This window comes from Nostoc sp. 2RC, assembly GCF_014222165.1.
In the GTDB taxonomy this organism is placed as follows: Bacteria; Cyanobacteriota; Cyanobacteriia; order Cyanobacteriales; family Nostocaceae; genus Nostoc; species Nostoc linckia.
On sequence record NZ_JACKZU010000013.1, the window covers coordinates 26,166 to 46,842 of the forward strand.

The window sequence follows — 20,677 nt, forward strand, 5'->3', positions numbered from 1 at the left end:
ACAGATAATATAGTTTCAAGTATAGACTGCTTGAAAGTGTCGCTGATTAAGTATTGTATATTTATACCATCGCTATAAATAAGTATTAATGGCGTTGCATAATAAAGGGATGAATTGAGGTTATGTACTGTGCAATGTCCATACTGCGGATCTATGAAAATTCGCAAAAACGGAAAGCGAAGAGGTAAACTCTCATCACATTTGCACTAACTGCGACGTGCGTTCCGCCCCGCTTCGCTAACGCCAATTTATTGACGTGTACAATCCACCGAAAGGATACTCAGAGGAGCTAAAACAAGAATGTTTAAAAATGTACCTTAATGGTATGGGTTTCCGCGGTATTGAACGGGTTAAAGGTGTTCATCATACTACTATTATTTATTGGGTCAAACAACTAGGAGAAAAGCTACCGGACGTACCAAAAGACGATACTGTACCAGAAGTTGGAGAACTAGATGAATTAGAAACATTTATAGGTTCAAAAAAAACTGTTGGGTGGCTGTGGACAGCAGTAAATCACTTTACTCAAGGAATTTTAGCTTGGGTTTTAGGAGACCATAGTGCTGAAACCTTTGAGCCATTGTGGGAAATTGTTGAACAGTGGAAAAGCTATTTTTATGTGACCGATGGTTGGAAAGTTTACCCAAGTTTTATACCCGATGGAGACCAAATTGTGAGTAAAACATATATGACGCGAGTGGAAAACGAGAATACTCGGTTACGTCATTATCTCGCTCGTCTTCATCGAAAAACTTTATGCTATTCTAAATCAGAACAAATGCTGAGGTACTCAATTAAATTATTACTTCATTACTTGAAGTATCAAATTGTACCTACATAAATCAATTCATCCCTTCATTCAGCAACGCCGTATTAATTAATTGGATGCTTGAGCAGGATAACTAATTTCTGGTATGGAAACTAGCCAACTGGACAACTTATAAATCGCCATTTGGTCTAGCTGTTTCCAGATCAAGCCTTGTTAGGCTAACTCTTAAGGCAATCAGCTTTGAGTACCTATGGCTACCAAAACACTGACCAAACCTAAGCAAAGACAAAATTCTCAAAATCGCTCATGGGAAAACCTGACAGATCGCCGCAAACTCCGCCATATTGAAAACACATTAGATAAAGCGATCGCATCCTCAATTCAGGATGATTCTATCCAGTCCCACGAAGACTTTAAAGCCTATGTAGAAAATTACAGCCAGGAATCAGGTAAAGCCCCCATCACAGTAGAACTCTGCGTTGGAGGTGGGGATGATGACGAGATTAGAGGCTATCGCTTCTACCTCACCAGCGATCCCAACCACAGAACCAGTGGTAAGTACCTGATTAAAAACCTCGAAGGAATTACTAGCAAAGATGAAAACTACTTCACCCCTTCTAACATTGCTGAAATTTGCGGTTTTGCTGAAACAGAACTAGACGATCTCGATGATGAATTAGAAGATGACCTACTCGATTTAGATGAAGAAAAAGATGATATAAACGACGAACTAGACGACCTATTAAATGATGATTTCAACACTAAACTTGACGACTTAGATGACTTAGGTGAAGAAGACGAACCATCTGTTAGTCCTGTTAGTGCAGCCCAAACTAAAACTCAAGCCAAAACTTCAACTAAAACCCAAAGTAATTCTCAGCCTAAAACATCCTCTAAAACTCAGAACAGAGTTAATACCAATAAAACTGCGGCCAAAAACTCCAAATCCAGAGAACCTCTAGACGAAGCTTCGCGTTTAAGTGCCACAGCTGCCACCAATGGGCGAGAAGTGAATGGGGTGAATTTAGCAGGACTAGCTGGACAACTGGCATCTCTGGGAATTGCTGTGGGACAAGGTGTTTTGGAACAGCTAGCAGCCGAGGCTGATGAAAAGCGGCTTGAACGAATTCTCAAAGAACTGCAACAGCAGAATGACCGCGTAGATAACATAGCCAGTCGTTTGCAAGAAGCAAAGCCGGACTTACCAGAGTCTCAAAAGTCTCAAGATTTTCAAACTGTATCTGAAGAATCAACCGCAGACAATCCACTGGCTGTAGCTGCTACCAAAATCGGCTCTAAAGTAGACAATCTTGGTGACAAGCTAGACCCCAAATACCAATCACAACCATTTGAATTAAATAAGGATGCCAGCGTCAGCGAACAGCTTGACCAAATTGAAGCCTACCTGAAAGTTCTTTCCAAACGACTTGACCGTTTAGAAATGGTAGTTAGCCGATTGGAAAAACAGATGGCAGCACAACAAAGCAGTTCTGATGTTGAGTCAGAAACTAATGCAGATATTGTCCAACCTAACTCTGCTAACCAGCTGCCAGCAGATGTTGACATTTTAGAACATCTGACAAAACGCCAAGCACAGCAACAACAAGCTGCCTGTGCTGATGCTTTAATGGGGTTTGCCAAAGTTGCTGGTGAGTTATTTGACCAATCACCCCAAGCAGGTATCGCCATTTCCAGTAACAAAACTTTATGGGTAGAAGCACAAGACAAACAGGTAGCGATCGCTTTAGAAAATACCCAAGGTGAAACACTCTTTGCTGGTACTCGCACTCAGGGACAGTGGGCGATCGCACAAGACAATCTCACCCCTGATGAAAAGACTGGCATCTGCAAATTACCACAGTCGAAAGAAGAATACTCCCTCAAAGCCAGTACCCAAGCATTAATTCAAAAATTTCAAGAACAACTACCTAACCGATTTAACAGCGACGATGAACCGACATTCACCTGGACTGAAAAGGGCAAAGTCAAGTACGAGTTTGAAGTCGTGAAACTGCCCAATGGTACACGGCTACTTCAAGGATTTAACCCTAATAGTAACGATGAACAAGTACTTGATGCCGTTTTAGTACCAGGGCAACCCCCGGAGATTTTGCAGTGCAGCATTCCCCTGCGTGAGATAGAAGCGCTACTGGGCAATCAGCAATCAACTCGCTCTACCCAAGCCCAGACTGATAAAGATACTGCAAAACAACGCCAGAAACAAACTCAAAGAAAAGCCAGCAAACCAGAAATGCAAGTTTAATTCTACAAACGAGAAGAGAAAAATGAACAACACAAAATCTCACATTTCTAAGTTAAAACTGCTGTCATCTCGTAAATTTTCAACCAACTTGAGAAACCTGAAAATCAACCGCACTGACTTACTTTTCATTTTACTATGTCTTGCGATTGGAATTTATTTATTAGCTACCAAACCCATATTCGTCAGTATTTTGGGATGTGCCACCATTGTTTTCTTGAGTATTGGGTACATAATTCGGACAGTACCAATTCTAGAAAAGTATTTAGGTAGAAAAATTCGTTTCTGGCATATTGTTGCCGCAATTATAACTGTTACTGCTTTACTCGATACCTTTACAACTCCAGCCCAAGCTATTTTCTTAAGCGGGTTAGAAAGCTTCTTCAACAATCTAGCTCAACAAAGTTCCCAAGCAGGAGGTGGTTCCACTAGCACTTTGGATACAAACGTTGTTGGTTTAACATTTAACCTCATCCGAGGTGCATTCTTGCTGCTGGTTGCTGCTGCTTCTCTATTTGCCTATAACCAAGCACAGCAAGGTAACGACTGGCGGCCGATTGTTACTCAAGTTGGTCTAGCGTTCTCCATCGTAATTGCCATTGATGTCATCACTTTCATATTTGTCGGTAATGGCACAGGAACAACAGCCATAAACTAAACCCAACTTGAATTTTATACCCACTAAATAAGAATTCAGAAGTCAGAAAATATTCGTCAGAATTCATCAGTGGGGGATGAACGCGGAAAGTCGCAACGGCAGCCCCCGCAGTTGGTATCTGTTAACTACTAAGTAGCCTCACTTTCCTCTTAGACTCGCCACCACGAAATTTGACCACTCAATAAGCTGTCGCACCTACAATTTGCACTTTTTGAAAACCGTAACTATTGATATATTGAGAATGTTTTGGAAAAGTAAAGACGCGACAGCTTATACAAATTTAGTGTAGTTTTTCACCATTTATTCATCCACCACTCCTACAGAATTCAGCATACTTCTGACTCATGACTCCTGAATTATTTCTTGTTAAATATGGCTCTCACAGATAGCACATTCATAACATATTGCTCATAATTTTTAGGCGGTGTCAGTTATCGAGAAAAATTGGAAATAATGAAAAATTCTGCTAATAGTTCGTCAAGACAACTTTGAGAGGTTCATGACAAGAATAAAAGTCCTATTCTCCCGCTTATCTTCACTTGTCACTTCTTGGTTGACAGACTATTAATGCAGCACCAGAGAATTACACAAATATGGCACAAGACAATCGAGAATTCATCAAAGTCAATCGGATTCTGGGCAAGCAAGCCAGCATTGGGCCAATTCCGGCTGAACAGTTAGTTCCTTGGATTGCCATCATTGTAGTTTGCTATGTTCTCACCAATGGTTTACTCAGTTTAGGTATGGGTTGGTTCTTTGCCACCTCGTTCTGGCTAATTATCAGTTGGTGGATTCTCACAGGCAAACAGCCCCATCAGTTTTTAGATCGATGGCGTAATCCACCAGGAACAGAGTGGTGCAATAGTAACAGCATTTACATCTCACCGATTCCCGAATATCGACCCTGGTGGGTGCGTCGGCGCTATGCAGACTCGCAAGTGCAAATCCGATTCAAGCCACTGATTGTACCGAATCAATATGGAGGCAAAAGTAAGCTCATGCCCTTCCAAAATGAGGTAAACATCTGCTGTATTGCAGAAATTAAAAAGGATGATCGTGAAGTGGCTGCCCTGTTATTAGATAAAGGCAACTCTCAGTATCAACTCGTGTTTGGGTTTCGCATCGCTGGACTGCATGACATACTGCATGAAAATGAAGTCAGCGAATTTGCCCACTCTATCGAAGAGGGTTTGAAAGAACTACCCCCCGGTGAAAAAATTACCTTTTGTACAGGCTGTTATAGTGATGATACTGAGTCATATCCCCTACAGACAGGCTCTACCAAGGGAGTACCCCACAAACGCCAAACCCCGCTTACTGCCTTAGCAGACGATTGCCACTTGAAACCAGTTTCTGTGCTGCTTCGCAACGAGCAATTGCGGGTGGAACAACTCAAGGAAGCAGGTTCTCGCCAAATCTGGAACCAAATCGCCTTCTGTACTTGGACGAGCGATGATGAAGCTGGTTCACAGCAAAAGGATTTTGTGGGTGGACTGATTGAAAAATGCAGAAAATTCGGCTCTTGGGCAGTTGAATTGATTACAGGGAATAAACGCATTTACCAAGAGGAGTTTTTCAAAAAGCTCTTACTGCAAGGATTTCAGCAAGGGTTTATCCAGTGGGAATTGCTGCTCAATACCAAAATTGGCTTAGAAGTAACGCCTTGCAGTGCTACAGATTTGTGGCAGTGGCTTTGGAATCGATTTAATGAGGGTGCAGCACCTCCTATTTCCCAAGTCATTACACTGAAGGAGACTGAGACGGGACTGGAGTTAACAGAAACCCTAACCACCGATAAACACATCTGTACATTATTGATTGAAGGACAACAGGGACGTTCCGCTTGTCCCGAACATCGGGGAGATAATGACCGAGTTTACCTCACAGGTAAAAGCAAAGTTTGTGGAGTCATGGTCGTAGCAGATCCCCCCGTCGGTTGGTCTAATGCCCAAGAGCAGCTAAAGTGGGTCTGGAAAATCCTTGCTTCCAGCTACGTCCACGATACAGAAGCTTGGATTGAAATTAGCCGCAGCAATGACTTCTTCATCCAAGACAACCTAGCGCGTCAAGCAAAACAATCCAAAACAGCCCGCACTTTAGCCATCACCAAAGGACAGGGACGGGACGTTGGAGCGGAAATCAAACAGGAGGAATCCTTTGAAGCCCAGCGACGACTTTACGAAGGCACGAAAGCGTTGCACTGTGCACCTGTATTTCTAGTTTACCGCCACAGTGCCCAAGAGTTAACCCACGCTTGCAACTTATTGGCTAACAGTTTTGAGACTGCCAAAGTAATTCGAGAGCGTAATATTGCTTGGGAAATTTGGCTGCAAACCCTGCCGATTACCTGCAAATGGTTGCTGCATGGAGGCAATCTCAGCGAGCGCAGAATAACTTTAGATACTCATACTGTGGCTGGAATCATGCCCCTAACTGTCCCGAAGGACATTGATAAACAAGGTGTGGAATTCCTTACCAGCCGTGGTGGCAAGCCTATTTATGTAGATTTATTTCACCAGCAGATTGGACGCGCTCTAATTACAGGTACTTCTGGCTCAGGAAAGAGCGTTTTGGGATGGCGCTTTGCTCTAGAGGCATTAGCTAACAATATTCCCGTTGTTGGTATGGATATCTCTGCTAGTGGTAACAGCACTTTCAAGACGGCAATTGAACTTTTGGGCGAACAAGGAGCATATTACGATATTTCCAGTGGCAGCAGTAACCTACTGGAACCGCCAGATTTGCGACGGTTCGACAAGTCAGAACGGGAACGGCGCATGGAATCTTGGAAGGACTTTATTCGCAAAGCATTAACAGCGATCGCAATGGGTAAAGTCAAAAACCCCCATCTAGCTCAACGGGTTGATGCCTTGCTAGTCAAAGCTTTGGACGTATTTTTAAAAGACCCAGAAATTATTACTCGCTACAACCGAGCCTTTGAGATGGGCTGGCTTTCACCAGAATGGCAGCAGATACCCACGCTACCAGATTTCGTCAAGTTCTGCACTAGAGAGCGCCTTAATCTGAGATCCTTTGAAGAGATTGACCGACAGGCACTCAACCAAATCCAAAATCAGGTTAGCGCTTTACTAGCATCTAGGTTGGGGAAAGCGATCGCTCGTCCCAGCACTTTTTCCCCATTACCGGCGATTAAATTCTTTGCCCTCAGTGGATTGAGTAACGAACAGGATGCTTACTTGATGGCAATTAACGCCCATAGTGCCTGTATCCGTAACGCCCTATCCCATCCCAAGAGTTTGTTTATTGGCGATGAGCTTTCCGTATTATTACGTAAAGATGGCTTTGCCCAGATTATAGGCGAAACTTGTGCCACGGGAAGGAAAGAAGGCATTGCTGTTCTGCTGTTGTCCCAAGACCCGGATACCATTTGCGAGTGTTCGACAGGCGCTCAAATTATGCAGAACATGACTTACCGGATTACCGGACGTATTACCAGTAGCGGTGTTACTTCTTTCCAAAGATATCTGGGCTATCCCGTCAATATTATCAGTCAAAATGCAACTGAAGCATTTTTGCCCCGTACCAGCGACCTTTATTCCTGCTGGCTAGTAGAAACAGGTGGTAGATTCTGGCGTACCCGCTTTTACCCTGGCGAAATGATGTTGGCCAGTGTTGCCAATAACCAGGATGAACGGGAAGCACGAGAACGGGTGATGGCTCAGTATCCAAATACCCCCAAAGGCAACCTGTTAGGACTAAGAGCGTTTACCGATGCTTACATTCCTGCTTTGAAGGAAAACAAAGGCTTTAAGCATATTGGTCGAGAGATACATCAAAAAATAGCATTGCGCGATTGGCTACATCCAGCCGTAAGTCCTGCGGACATCCACCAAAGCGGAGCATCTCTGCAACAAGAAAGCGATCGCCAAGAGAGTAACGATGGCCAACAGGCTGAAAGTAGGCTGATTGCAAGTTGATATATCTAAAAACTGCATTAAGGAAGGTGAATCATGAAATCTAAACTTACCTTTATCAGATTGATAGCACTAATTCTAATTTTTGAACTTGGTTCTATCGCCAGTCCAGCCCTTGCTCGCACTCAAGACAACGGTCGAGATCCGGTAGCTGCTGCTGTTAGTAATAAAACTACTGGTAGTAGTATTTTCACTTCAGACACAGCATCTCAAATCAATGATTTTGTGGGAGATGTCAAAAATTTCGCTCAAAATGAACTATTTAATCCTCTTGACAATTTGCTCAATTCTGCCTTGGGTGCAATTCAAATTCCAGATTTAAACAAAGTTTTGGCAGGAATCATGAACGGTTCTGCCAACAATGACCCTAGTGCGGTGCTGTCTGAAACTTTGGAGAACAAAACCAATGGTCAAAGCTCTTATGGTATCCGTGAAGACCTTGGTAAATATGCTACTAGAACAGTTGCCACAGAGATCGCTAATCAGGCTACTTTGAGCCAAACAGCCCAAAGTCAGATGGCTCAAATTAAGCAAGCTACTCAACAAGATACTCAAGAAAGCGTCAGCTTGGGTGAGGAATCCCAAAGTTTAGATGTCACCCAACAGATTTTGCAAAACCTATCCCAACAGACTGCCATTACCAGTCGCGTCAACGAGCGAATGCTTATTGAAGCCCAGCAAGCACGCATTGACAGGGCATTGAGTAACACTTTAACCGCTCAAACAGCCAAGGAACTTTCAGCCATCAATACTGCCGATCGCCGTAAGAGTGTTGCCGCAGGTAATACTGCCACTCAACAGGCAGGCTTATTGATCATGCCTGGTGGCATTACCCTTGGTGCCAATCAGTAGCTTTGACACTCATGATGCATATTATTGCTCAATCATTTCCGGTAACAGGCGGAGAATCCGATGCCCTAGAAATTATCTCCAGTTCTTTAGAACTTTCTCGCGCCACAGTTGAGTCGTGGAATACCGTCTGGCTAGTTACTTTAGATCCGCTCGGTTCGGCATTATGGATTGGCTTGATTAAATTGGGCATCACTTTGGGAGCCGCCAGCATCTTATTTGTGGCGCTGACCACTGGCAAGGAAATCATTGAAAAGCAATCATGGTCAGAACTGGCATCAATCTTTGTTTGGCCCATCGTGATTATGATTTTTTTGGGTGCCAACGGCAATATGCTGGCGAAGACAATTACTGTTATGCGAGGCTTTGCTTACAACCAAGTGCAAAGCGTTCTTCAGCTTCAAGTTGGTGAACTAACATTTCGAGATGCTATTACCAATGTGGCAATTAGTAGTATCGCTAGACAACAGCTAGAAAACCTCTATAGCGAATGTCAAGGAAAAGTCGGTACAGAGTTAGTTGAATGCTGGAACTCAAAGCAAGCCCAGGCACAGGCAATTGTTACCAAAGCTGAAGAGCAAGCTAAATCTCCACTTCAACCACTACGAGATTTTGCTAGTTTTCTTTGGAATAGAACTTTACCTGGTCAAATCGGTACTGCTGTTCAGTTTGCCAACGATCCAGGTAGTGTGTTTCGAGATACTGCCATCCCCATCATTCGCTTTATCCTGTATGCCCTGCAATGGGGCTTTGTAAATATTTTGGAAGCTGCTCTGTTGCTAACAGCACTATTTGCACCGATCGCAGTTGGTTTATCTTTGCTGCCATTACAAGGTCGTCCTATTTGGGCGTGGCTAACAGGGTTTATTTCCTTGTTTGGTGTTCAACTTGGTTACAACATTTTAGTAGGTTTAGCAGCCGTCGTGCTTGTGAAGTCGGGTGCTGAATTAGCATCTGATGTCGCATTTTTATGTTTCCTGAGCATCTTTGCACCAGTTTTGGCGGTATTGATAGCTGGAGGTGGGGGAATGGCAATCTATAACGGCATTTCTGCCAATGTCAAAGGCTTAATTGATATTTTTAGCAGTGCCATTGGAACTGCAACCAGTATTGCTTTACTCCGTAGGGGGTAATACCAATTTTGGATTTTAGATTTTGGATTTTGCGGAAAGTTTGTAGCAAGATCCCGCAGGGTGCGCCGACTTCCGCCTCTTTGTTAGCGCAGCGTAAAGCCTACAGCAACTCTTAGAGACGCTACGCGTAGCTTGCTTCCACGCAGGGGTACGCTTAGAGCGACGGAGGAGCGTTACTTTTCAAGACAGTCAATCACGGGAAAATCCCACAATCAAGGGATGAAAATCCTTATTCCCCTATTCCCTGTTTGCTATTTGGCGTTGCTGAATTTGAATATGAAATTCAAAAATCAACTCTTCTCAACTCTTACTCTCTGCGCCTCTGTCTTGAAAAGCTTTGAGCGCCGGCTTCCGGCGCTCAAACTTTTCGCTGCGGCTGTGCGCGATCCAAATTCATATTTCCACTGAGCAACGCCCCCTATTTTCAAGCTAAACGAGCTAAACGGTTATGTAATGAATCACACAACGGGGGCATGAAAATTAACTTACCCTCATCCCTAGTCCCTAGTCCCCAGTCCCTAGTCCCATATTTTCAAAACAGGCATCAGAACTTTCCAAGACGAATTAAAAACCTTTAACACAAGGCTGTTCGGTGGATTTTCAAACAATACTACTTATGCCAATTTGGTATGACTCTGCAAATTAAAAGACTTCAAGCTCCATTACTTCCAGAAGCCAAAAACCTCCTGGCTGTTTGCTTTATCTGCCTAACTGCATTTAACGGTTTGATATTTTTTTTGACTCTATTCACCGCTTTCAGGGTCAATAAAATTGCCGATCGCAAGACGACTTTTGCCCAGTTGGTAAATGGTGAGACAATCTACATTTCTGAGCAAGACCGCAACTGGCGCTATCCAGCTGTAATTCAAAAGGTAGTTAGTGACTGGACAACCCTAACATTTAACTGGGATGACAAACTCACTGGCATTAATCAACCAGACCAAGGCATTCAAGTTGGTAGAAATGGACGCATTCCCACAAATACTTGGTTTGCTTCCCTGCTGCTAGAACCGGAATTTGCCAAAGCTTCTCTACCGAAGATTGCCGAATTAGTTCCTACTACCTTCTTTTCAGGTCAGCTGCGTAGCACCACCATTATTTCCTATCTGTCAGAACCGAGAGCAGTACGACCTGGGGAATGGGAAATAGACATGATTGCTACCCGCATCTTAGTTGACCGCACTACTGGTAGAGATGAGCGTATTCCTTTTAACCGCACCTTTACCGTCCAAGCAGTGGAGATTCCCCGATCTCCTTTAGGTAAAGATGCCCCCCTGGTAGAACAGAAAATTTATGAAGTGCGATCGTCTGGACTGCAAATTACCAAGATGGTTGAGTTCAATTCTCAACAACGACGCTAAAGGAAAAAAGTAGAATTATGACCAATTCAAATCAAAACCATGAATTTAACTACCTAAACGAAAACTCTGCTGATTTTTCGTCGGAATTCAACAGTACTAACGGCAATCATCGCTCTAACCAAGCCACTTTGGTTGCTGATGATGATATCAGCCCTGAAGAGGAGCAGTTGTTGGCAGGTTATAACCCTACTGCAAATCACCTCATTTCCGAAGAATATCGCTTGAAACAAGATGCAGAAGGAGCAGTAGAACGACCGTTAGCAGAAAAACCTAGTGTGCGACTAGGTTCAGTAGTTGCCTTAGTGGGAATCATTATTGGCTCTGTAGCACTGATCTGGTTTGGATTTCTCCAACCGAAACCTCCTGTCAAACAAGTAGTCCAAACCCCTACTACATCTCCAAAAGGCGAACCAGTTTTAGATGAATCTGCCGAACTGAAAAGCAGATTAGCCTTTCAAGACCAACGGCAACAACTTAAAGTGGAACCTATTGCTGCTAAATCCCCAAGTCCAACTCTACAAAATAAACCCAAAGCAACGCCATCTCAACCTCAAAGTACAGCACCTCAGACTTTTTCACCGCGCACAACTCCTGCATCACGCATAACACCAATAACTCCCGTAAGAATTTCTCAACCTGCGCCCCCAGTAGTGCGGTATATTTCTCCAAATCCTGTTAGTTATCAAGCTTCATCACCAATACGACAGCCTGAAAGTAATGTCGATCCTTTCCAGCAGTGGAGCCAACTAGCTAGCCTGGGACAGTCGCAAATCGGTAACTCTAAAGCAGCTGAAACTCAGTCAGAAGTTGCTGTGAACACTCAAACTCCAACAGGCTTGAAACCAACAGCTAGGGCATCCATTTCCACTCCCGAAGACCCTGGTATTCAAACAGTTTTAATTGGCTCCAAAAGCACTGACAGTAAAACTGATAACTTGACTCCAGGAATGGTAGGTATCCTCAATCGCACCCCTGTAGCTCTAGCCAATCTCAATGTAAATGAAACTAAAGAGGTAGCACTGGGTACATCTGCTCCAGGTAGAATTATCATGCCAATGATTTGGGATCAGGGAGGGAATAATAAGAGCGATCGCTTTGCTATCGAGTTAACCAAACCTCTCACAGCCACAGATGGCACGGTGGCACTCCCAGCTGGTACTGTTTTAGTAACGAAAACAGTGGCAGTAGGTAAAAAGAATAACTTAGTATCTGCTAGTGCGATCGCGCTTGTTTACCCTGACTCCCAAGGCACAGTCAAACAAGAAACTATTCCCGCTGAGACTCTGTTAATTCGCGGTCGAGGACAACAACCGTTAATTGCTAAAAAGCTGAATGATGTGGGGACAGATATTGCCCAACAAGATTTATTAGTTGGATTACTCAGTAGTTTGGGTAAGGTGGGAAGCATAGTGAATCAGCCCCGCACTCAATCTAGCACTGTTGTTTCTAGTGGCACTTTTAATCAAAGTACTATTACTAGTAACTCTAATCCTCAGATTTGGGCGGCGGCGCTAGAAGGCTTTTTTAGTCCAATCAGTGAACGTATGTCTAGACGCTCTGACCAAGCAGTGCAAGAATTACTACAACGTCCCAATATCCAGTTTTTACCTGAAGGTACAGAAGTCTCCGTTGTCGTCAATAGTTTTTTGAAAGTTGAACGATGATACCAATTTGGTGCGGGTAGTCAGCAATTTCAAATTCGGCGTTGTATAAATGCGGGATGAATTGGCGGTTGAAACCATTGAAAATTCCTGACAAATTGGACGAAATCATCCCCTGATTCACCAATGCTTAAAATTCAAACAAATTGGAATCAATTCATATACAGCATCCTGGTTATTGAATAGATACAAACTGAACGTTCTACAACTTAATATTTGAGATTACTGGAACAGCCTATAAGTCAAAGCTTCTAGTCCAAAATTAAAAATTGGTATGAAACTATTTGTCACTCTTGTTATTACTAGCACCACAATACTGTTTGGGGTAACGATACCTGTTGTATATGCACAAGCACAAACTCCTGCATATCGCTTGATTGAACCGGATATGGCTGCAAACAACAGAATTCAGGTTCAAGTTACTCCAGGACGTGCTACGCCCATTAGCTTCACTCAAACCGACGAGGCGATCGCCTACATTTTGGTAGCAGATCCTTCACGACTGGTCTACACCACAGATACAGATTTAAAAAGCGGACGCGCCACAACCATCTTTCTGCGTGCAATCCAACCGCTAAAGTTTCCAGGGGCTACCACCACTACCATTACTAACTTACTTGTCCAGACTGTAGACAAAACGGGACAAAAGCGACTCTACAACTTCGATATTGTCCCAGTGCGTAGAAACACTGGGTATGTTGGTATTCAGATTGCAAATGCGTTGGTCGTGCCCCTACAGGGAAGCAAGCTACGCATAGTGGACGCACCAGAAGACGTTGGCGTTGGCGCAGCCTATCGTAGAGAAGCCTCTCGTACCCCTACGCTTAAGCAAGCTACGCATAGCGTCTCCGACAGGAGAAGAGAAGGCATCGCCCCCAGCACTGCACGTAGACGCAAAGCGGCTTCTGAAAGTAGCACAATCGCTGGACAGCAGACACTATTGATAGATAAAAATCGCAGAGCTAGAGTAGATGATATTGAAACCGGGCTGAGAATTGCTATTAATCGGGGTTATACCAACAAAAGCGATCCAGTTGTTGCTAAAGTGCAGCAAGCTTTATCTTTGTTGCGAAATAGCAGAGTCACAATCCCAGAAGCAGCTAAATCTGTTGGTGTTCCAGTTGAGGTTATTTCTGAATTAGGAAGAATCGCCTTAAATGACCGCCTACTCAGACTAGGACAGCAGCGCTCTTCGATCAAGTTTTTAACACCTCAATGATCTTATCCACAAGTTCCATTGGCTTAATTGGCTTGGCAATAAAAAGTTGAAACCCTGCTTTTAAAATACGTTGCTCATTTTTGGCTTCAGCAAAAGCAGTAAGAGCGATCGCCGGAATTTGTCCCCCTTGCTCTATACTGCGGGAGCGAACCTGACGAATCAAGGTAAAGCCATCCTCATCTGGCATACTGATATCACTAATCAGTAAAGCGGGCAAGCGCTGTTCTAAAACTGCCAATGCTTCTTTTACTGATGCTGCCACTAATACATCTGCCCCGGCGCTTTGAAGAACAGTCTGCATTAACATCCGAGCATCTGCATCGTCATCTACAACCAGAATGCACAAGTTCTGCAATTGGTCAATTTCCTTATTGCCATGCAACAATTCTCCTAGTACTAGTTCATCATTGCTTAACTGCCCTGTCATTTTAACGATAGGTAGTCTCACCGTGAATGTCGAACCCTTGCCGAATCCCGCGCTGGCTGCTGTGATATTGCCATTGTGAAGTTCTACAATATAACGAGCGATCGCTAGCCCTAACCCTAATCCACCAGCGGAACGACTAGTAGAAGCGTCACGCTGACTAAACCGTTCAAAAACATAGGGTATAAATTCTGCTTCTATGCCCCTCCCTCTATCGATAACAGTAATCTGAGCCTGAGACTCAACTTCCTCCAGCCTCACCTCTACACTTTCATTCTTGGAACTAAACTTGATTGCATTTGAAAGCAAATTCCAAACCACTTGTTGTAAACGAATGGCATCACCTAAAACGTTGGACACAGTAGCATCAAGATGTAACTGAATTTGAATGCCCTTTGTTTCGGCTGACAATCGAATAGTATCTGCTGCTAACCGAATTACACTTGCTAGATCAACAGGTTCGATTTCCAAATTCATTTCGCCCTTCTGCATCCTAGCCAGATCCAACAAATCGTCAATTAAGCGAACTTGTAGACGGGCATTCCGCTCAATCGTTTCCAGTCCCTCAATTTTCAGTGCTTCATCCATCTCATGTTCAGTTAGCAATAGTTGCGCCCAACCGTGAAGATTATGCATGGGAGTACGTAACTCATGAGACAAGACAGCAACGAATTCATCCTTTACTCGATTGATTTCTGCCAGTTCTTCAGTCTTTTGTCTCAGTTCTTCTTCTACACGCTTTTGTTCGGTGATATCAATGCCGATTAAAAAAGCGGCTCTGTTTTGGTCATATTTTTGAGCCACAATTAAATAGCTACGATCTGCGCTTATGGATTTCAACTCATATAATGCTTCAGATCGATCTCCAGCAAAGAACTTTTGCACGAACTCACGAAACCCATTACCACTAGCTAAGAAACCAATATCCTGACCAACAAAAGCTTCGGGAGACAAATTAAAACTATTAGCTAAGTGCTTGTTGACACCTAGATAGCACAAATCGGAACTGACCCAAGATACAATTCCAGGTACAGCCTCCAGTACAGTCTGTAACTGATCTCTAGCTGCTTGCAATTTTCTTTCTGCCTGGTTGCGCTGGGTAATATCTAGAAATATACTTACACACCCCCGCACTTTTCCATCTTCATCAAATAAAGGGGCAGCATACTGCGATAGGTTAATTCTCACACCATCATCACGAACCACCTCAATTTCCGAATCCAGTATTTCCACCCCATGAGTGGTAGCATATTGCATAGCCAGTTCTTCTGGAGCTAATTCTCTGCCTGACTGATAAACTTTAAAGTTAGTTGGACGTTCATCATTGGGAGCGCTGAGAGAGGCATTTGCGTCAACAGGTATGCCAAGCAGTTTAGCAAGAGCCGGATTAGCTCGAATAGTTCGGCATTCTGGATCTTCTGCAATGGCAATGCCAGTTGGAATCACCTCTAACAAAGTTTGTAATTCTTTAACTCGTCGATTTAAAGCTTGGTTCAGCTTAATAATTTTTGCTTCTGCTTGTTTGCGGTTCGTGACATTTTGGAAGATTGCCAAGCCAGTCAGAATTTTGCTATTTTCATCTTTAACTGGAAAAGTTTGTATTAGATAAACTTGATTGTTATAAGGAATTTCAATACACATTGGAGTACCCTGTAAGGTACTACGGTAAGCTGGTTCTATCAGTTCGTAAGTCTCAGGGAGAACAGTTTCGTGCAGCGTTTTACCTTGGAACTCTTCTTTTGGTAAACCAAAGATTTGCAGTTCTGTACCCTCAGCACCCATAAAGCGCATATCTCGATCAAAGAGAAAAACTACTCCATTGGGTAGATTTTGGGTTAATGTTCGGTATAGTTCTTCACCTTGACGAAGTGAACGCTGACTCTGTAATAAATCTTTTAGATTGATTTGGGCTTCTATTTTATCAGTATCTGACTGCTGTTTGCTTGACTGGAAATTAGCTGTTAGCGCACTGATTAATAGACCCTCGATAACAAATAATACAAATTCCAGACTATCGAGAGTAGAAGATGGATTTGTAAAAAAGTAATGACTAGCTAAAGCAGCCAAAAACACTGATGCCAATCCTGAAATAATGCTACCGTACCAAGTACTTATAGCGCTCGCAATCAGCCACAAGCTGAAAGAACTTGTGATTCCGGTTAGATGCTCTAGTCCCAGCTTTACTAGCAAGGTTACTCCCACACTGAAAAATGCAATCCTGTAGGGCAGGTATTTTTGTTTGATAAATAACATAGAGATGGGAGCAACGCTCCAAAGTGAGGCCGGCTAAAAAACGAGCGATGTCTAAGGCGGGCCACGCCTACGCTAAAAACTATTTTCAGTATATTACAGTATTCGGTATATTAAAACACGTATTAATGCGTAGTCAGATTTACTAGGTCTAATGTATGGTGACGAGCGCGAAAATTTGTAATGACAAGAATTAAAGTAGGATTTCCGAGTAACAATAATTTTAAGATTGAAGATGTTTACCTTCATGGAAAAATATATATGTGCAATTTCAGATTTAACTAAATCATCTGAATCTTAAAAAACTTTGGCGTTGCATAAATGCGGCATTAATTGGCGGTTGAAACCATTGAAGATTTGTTCCAAATTGTCCGGAATTATCCCATAATTCAGCAATACCAAAACTTTTAATATATTGATTTCTGATGATGCCGAATGGATATAGAAACATATATTCCTCAAACCAGAAGGAGTATTGTTTTTCGGAGAAGTAAAACCAACAGCTATCGCTGCATTGAGTGGATCAATTAATGGAATTAGCGAAGCGATGATGATCCAAACACTTCCTACTTTCGCTGCAACAGGTTCTTTTCCATTTCAACTCACCCAACAGCAGCAAAAAGCTTTAGATGCAATGTGGACATTTATACAGCCAACCGTGATGACTGCTTTATTTCTGCTGGTTGGCTATGCGGGAACCGGCAAGTCAACTATTGTATTCCAACTAGTTAAAGTTCTTGTCGCAACGGGTAAGCGAGTTGTACTGACTGCACCCACTAATAAAGCTGTAGGTGTGCTGCAACGTATGGCGGCAGAAAATGGCGTAACTGGGGTAGAATTCTTCACCATTCACCAGTTGTTAGGACTGGGTATGGTAACTAGAGGTAAAGAGAAAGTACTTGACCAAACTGGGCCTTCTTACATCAATCTATTTGATGTTGTCTTTATTGATGAATGTTCCATGATTGGCAAACAACTCTGGCGCTGGATTGAGGATGTTGCTAACCAATCATCCACCTGGACAAAAATCAAAATTATTCTCATGGGCGACCCAGCACAGTTAAATCCAGTTAATGAAGGAAAATCCCCTAGTTTTCAAGTGCCAGATAAAGCAGTATTGACTCAAGTTGTGCGTCAGGGAACTGGTAGCCCTTTGTTAGAGTTTGTCACTGCTTCTCGCTATGCAGTCACCAAGAGCAAGTTTCCTTTTGAGCCTTATGCCAAATATCTGCCTGATAAAAGTAATGGGGCGCTGATGGTTAAACGTCAAACTTTGCTGCGTTATGCCTGCAAAAAGATGAAGAGAGAATTTGCTCAAAACCCAGATTGTTTCCGAATTTTGTCATGGACTAATACTCAAGTTGACTTTTACAATCAGCAGATTCGCACACATTTATATGGTGAAAATATCAATCGCTTTATTCCTGGAGAGAGATTAATCACCAGAGATCCTGTGATGGCTCCTGATGGTAAAACTACGATTCTTTCTACATCTACAGAGTTTACTGTTTTAGATGTCTTTGGGGATCGTTATAACAACTATGATACTTGGAGGTTAAAGGTAGAGACAGATGAAGGGATTGTGCGTCAAATCTATGTTCTGCATGAAGATGAGCAAAAACAATTTGACCAAGAAACCAAACGTTTACTCAAAAGTGCCAAGCGTAATCCCTTTCTGTGGAAGCAGTACTACAAACATTCAGAGCAGTTTGCCAACATCAGAAACTGCTTTGCATTAACTGTTCACAATAGCCAAGGTAGCACTTTCTTAGAAGCGGGTATTGATGGTCAAGATTTGAGTAAACGACTTTATCCAGAACGAGGAGATGACAGTAAGGCAGTCCTGGCAAAGATTAGAGAGTTTAATCGTTTGTACTATGTTTCTAGCTCACGGGCTAGACAACGGATATTGGTTATCCGGTAATAATTGTGTATAGCAATCTCGACACAAAATTCCGATTAATCATTCGTGAACAGTGAGAACCCCGATTTATTAAATAAATCGGGGTTCTGTGCCTTATGATTTTCACAAATCAAATAAGATAATGAGCATTTAAGTTGCATTAAATCAGGGTTTAAGCCATTACTAAAAGCGAATAAATCTGGAAAAAAATGACGATTAGCTTATGATTGCTAGATTCTAAAATAGATAATGTATTATGAAACATTTGCTCACTTTAAGAACTGCTTAATAACTATAGAAAGACTGTCTTGTTTTACAATTTTTCTGCTGATAATCTGATTTTAGCAGCTTTTTAGTCTCAAATTATTTTTAAAACTACAATCAAATTTAACTATATTTAGTAAGCAATTAAATGATTTTTATGAATAAAATTATAGCCTAAATTAGTGGCAAAAAGGTAAAGCTTACACTTTATTTACTGAGGGTAAAAATTATTATTCCTAGTAAATGTGGTATAAGCAGTGATTACTAATTCAAGCGAAACCTTTCTAAAAGACGCTGTTGTTGAAAGATATAATCTCTCTAAGCTGAATAAAACTCGCATCCGTTTCAAGATTCAATTGAAGAAGACAACCAAGAGTAATGCTCCAAAATGGACAGATGTTCTTAAATATTCTCAAGATGAACAAGAATCTGACTTAGTGAAGGTTACAACCTCAGAAGTTGGTTTAAAGGGCATCAAAGTTTTCAAAGCTTTAGACGAAGCAGCAAACCAATTAAGGCAAGAAATTGCTTCAGTCCAAGAATGGATGAATTATGACAATGGTGATTGGATTTGTTCTATAGACTTAGCGCCCTTGGTCTGGAATCAACTAATCGGAATTCGAGATAATATTGCACCTGTTTTACGCACTCAACTGAAAGAAGAGTATAAAAAGGGGTACACAGACTATCAAGAACGTATTGACAAATTTCTCTCACTCAATGCTTGGCAGTTATCTGTAGAACAACAACAAGAAGTTAAGCAGAACTTAGCCAAAGCTTTTCCCTGTTTGGAGGAACTAGAGGACTATTTACAAGTAGTAATTGGTCGTCCTGTCATTATTCCCGCCATCAGTGAACAATTGTCAGAGAAACAAGCTGAATGCTTAGGGCAAATAACTCGGTTTATCGAACAGTATGACAGAAATTTAGAACAAACACTGAGGGAATCAGTCATGCCTGCGGTGAGCGAGGCTATCGCAATCATTCAAAAATTGACAACAGAGTTTTGATGAGATAGTCTATATTAAAACTATTAGATAATTTATGAAGAAAATAGTAGAAGAGTTGAGAAGCAATATTCTCAATAAAAACTCAAAGCAAGCATTACCTCTACTGATGCAAGGCTTATCACAAAATGAAGTAGAATTATTGAAAGAAATAAAAAAACAAGGTATATTCCGTTGTTCTACATACGATTTTGAGTTTAACACTTTACAGGTTTTAATTGATCATACTACATCAAAAAAACTATTCTCAAAAGAATCTACTAGTTATTTTCAATCTGTAAAATCACTCTTATTTATCGGACGTGAACTTAATAAAACTTTTAAAAAGATAATTCAAGAAATTGATAAATCTACATTAAAGAGCTATTTAGTTTGTCTAGACTCTTTATTCTGGCCGAATCATATAAACAATAATATTTTTAATAATAAAAACAACAATTTTCAGACATTTGGCTATAGCAAAGAAGAAATAGCTTCCGCTTTTTCTTTTTTATTTTTTAAGCTTAATGATAACAAGAATCTCGATATAAATCAGCTAAATTCAGTTGACATAAAAGGTATACGCGATAATATATTTATCAAGAATCTCTCAAGTTTCTATAAGATAATTGATTTCAAAGAAATTGAGATTTTATTAGATTGTTTTGGATATAAAGCTATACGAAAAGTAAATCAAGTAATTATTGAACCACCTGATGAAAGACTAGGAAAAAGTATAGACTTAGGCTATATAAAATATGAACTTCAACATAGTGCTGACTCAATTGATTTAATTGCAAATTTTAATATCATTGATAATAATTCTCTCATTCAGTGCGCTAGAAAATTCGCTTTAGAACTTAAAGATATTCTCTTTTCTATTGAAGAAAAACCTTCTAAACGCATTGTAATGAGATTTCCTATGATTAAAGAATTAATCAGTGGAGAGCAACTTTTTTTTGAAGAACTAATTCTAATAAAATCTATTCAAAAAGAGCTATTTAT

The 20,677-nt window shown here is 41.6% G+C and carries 12 protein-coding genes and 2 pseudogenes; 12 read left to right on the forward strand and 2 right to left on the reverse strand.

Annotation, left to right across the window (positions count from 1 at the left end; genetic code table 11):
* The first annotated feature begins 129 nt into the window (after positions 1-129).
* The 9 genes and pseudogenes from GNE10_RS03320 (at position 130) to GNE10_RS35740 (ending at position 13,845) form a co-directional block, all read left to right on the forward strand.
* Positions 130-841 (forward strand): annotated as a pseudogene (locus GNE10_RS03320) (IS1 family transposase).
* 178 nt (positions 842-1,019) lie between these two features.
* On the forward strand, positions 1,020-3,032 hold the full coding sequence (locus GNE10_RS03325) for a hypothetical protein (protein ID WP_185563637.1): 2,013 nt from the start codon (positions 1,020-1,022) through the stop codon (positions 3,030-3,032).
* Positions 3,033-3,054: 22 nt separating this feature from the next.
* A complete protein-coding gene (locus tag GNE10_RS03330; RefSeq protein WP_185563638.1) occupies positions 3,055-3,687 on the forward strand; it encodes a hypothetical protein in 633 nt (210 codons plus the stop codon).
* Between the two features lie 593 nt (positions 3,688-4,280).
* Positions 4,281-7,625: a hypothetical protein gene (locus GNE10_RS03335; RefSeq protein ID WP_260446767.1), complete on the forward strand. Its 3,345-nt coding sequence runs from the start codon at positions 4,281-4,283 to the stop codon at positions 7,623-7,625.
* A 33-nt stretch (positions 7,626-7,658) separates the two neighbouring features.
* The gene (locus GNE10_RS03340) at positions 7,659-8,474 is read left to right on the forward strand and encodes a hypothetical protein (RefSeq protein WP_185563639.1); all 816 of its coding nucleotides are present in this window, start codon (positions 7,659-7,661) and stop codon (positions 8,472-8,474) included.
* Positions 8,475-8,485: 11 nt separating this feature from the next.
* Complete coding sequence (locus GNE10_RS03345; RefSeq protein WP_185563640.1) at positions 8,486-9,604, forward strand: hypothetical protein; 1,119 nt, start codon at positions 8,486-8,488, stop codon at positions 9,602-9,604.
* A 629-nt stretch (positions 9,605-10,233) separates the two neighbouring features.
* A complete protein-coding gene (locus GNE10_RS03350; protein WP_260446769.1) occupies positions 10,234-10,965 on the forward strand; it encodes a hypothetical protein in 732 nt (243 codons plus the stop codon).
* Positions 10,966-10,982: 17 nt separating this feature from the next.
* Positions 10,983-12,629, forward strand: coding sequence for a TrbI/VirB10 family protein (locus GNE10_RS03355; protein ID WP_185563641.1), 1,647 nt, complete (start codon positions 10,983-10,985; stop codon positions 12,627-12,629).
* Positions 12,630-12,900: 271 nt separating this feature from the next.
* Positions 12,901-13,845 (forward strand): hypothetical protein, encoded by a 945-nt coding sequence (locus GNE10_RS35740; RefSeq protein WP_260446771.1) that lies wholly within the window; start codon positions 12,901-12,903, stop codon positions 13,843-13,845.
* Here the strand turns inward: GNE10_RS35740 and GNE10_RS03365 are convergent.
* Both GNE10_RS03365 and GNE10_RS03370 read right to left on the reverse strand, forming a co-directional pair.
* Positions 13,823-16,522 carry an ATP-binding protein gene (locus GNE10_RS03365; RefSeq protein WP_260446773.1) on the reverse strand — a complete coding sequence of 900 codons (2,700 nt, stop codon included), beginning with the start codon at positions 16,520-16,522 and terminating at the stop codon, positions 13,823-13,825. The genes GNE10_RS35740 and GNE10_RS03365 overlap by 23 nt on opposite strands.
* A 283-nt stretch (positions 16,523-16,805) precedes the next feature.
* A complete protein-coding gene (locus GNE10_RS03370) occupies positions 16,806-16,970 on the reverse strand; it encodes a hypothetical protein (protein ID WP_185563643.1) in 165 nt (54 codons plus the stop codon).
* A gap of 96 nt (positions 16,971-17,066) precedes the next feature.
* Here GNE10_RS03370 and GNE10_RS03375 point away from each other — a divergent pair, with 96 nt between their 5' ends.
* The 3 genes and pseudogenes from GNE10_RS03375 to GNE10_RS03385 form a co-directional block, all read left to right on the forward strand.
* Positions 17,067-18,443: an ATP-dependent RecD-like DNA helicase gene (locus GNE10_RS03375; protein ID WP_260446775.1), complete on the forward strand. Its 1,377-nt coding sequence runs from the start codon at positions 17,067-17,069 to the stop codon at positions 18,441-18,443.
* A gap of 500 nt (positions 18,444-18,943) precedes the next feature.
* Positions 18,944-19,642 (forward strand): annotated as a pseudogene (locus GNE10_RS03380) (hypothetical protein); the annotation flags it as partial.
* Between the two features lie 88 nt (positions 19,643-19,730).
* Positions 19,731-20,677 (forward strand): hypothetical protein (locus GNE10_RS03385; protein WP_185563644.1); only part of this gene is annotated, 947 nt, incomplete at its 3' end.

Bases quoted from the DNA above. Each gene is read 5' to 3' on its own strand.
- GNE10_RS03325 (WP_185563637.1), top strand. From the start codon at position 1,020: ATGGCTACCAAAACACTGACCAAACCTAAGCAAAGACAAAATTCTCAA.
- GNE10_RS03330 (WP_185563638.1), top strand. From the start codon at position 3,055: ATGAACAACACAAAATCTCACATTTCTAAGTTAAAACTGCTGTCATCT.
- GNE10_RS03335 (WP_260446767.1), top strand. From the start codon at position 4,281: ATGGCACAAGACAATCGAGAATTCATCAAAGTCAATCGGATTCTGGGC.
- GNE10_RS03340 (WP_185563639.1), top strand. From the start codon at position 7,659: ATGAAATCTAAACTTACCTTTATCAGATTGATAGCACTAATTCTAATT.
- GNE10_RS03345 (WP_185563640.1), top strand. From the start codon at position 8,486: ATGATGCATATTATTGCTCAATCATTTCCGGTAACAGGCGGAGAATCC.
- GNE10_RS03350 (WP_260446769.1), top strand. From the start codon at position 10,234: ATGACTCTGCAAATTAAAAGACTTCAAGCTCCATTACTTCCAGAAGCC.
- GNE10_RS03355 (WP_185563641.1), top strand. From the start codon at position 10,983: ATGACCAATTCAAATCAAAACCATGAATTTAACTACCTAAACGAAAAC.
- GNE10_RS35740 (WP_260446771.1), top strand. From the start codon at position 12,901: ATGAAACTATTTGTCACTCTTGTTATTACTAGCACCACAATACTGTTT.
- GNE10_RS03365 (WP_260446773.1), bottom strand. From the start codon at position 16,522: ATGTTATTTATCAAACAAAAATACCTGCCCTACAGGATTGCATTTTTC.
- GNE10_RS03370 (WP_185563643.1), bottom strand. From the start codon at position 16,970: ATGTTTCTATATCCATTCGGCATCATCAGAAATCAATATATTAAAAGT.
- GNE10_RS03375 (WP_260446775.1), top strand. From the start codon at position 17,067: ATGATGATCCAAACACTTCCTACTTTCGCTGCAACAGGTTCTTTTCCA.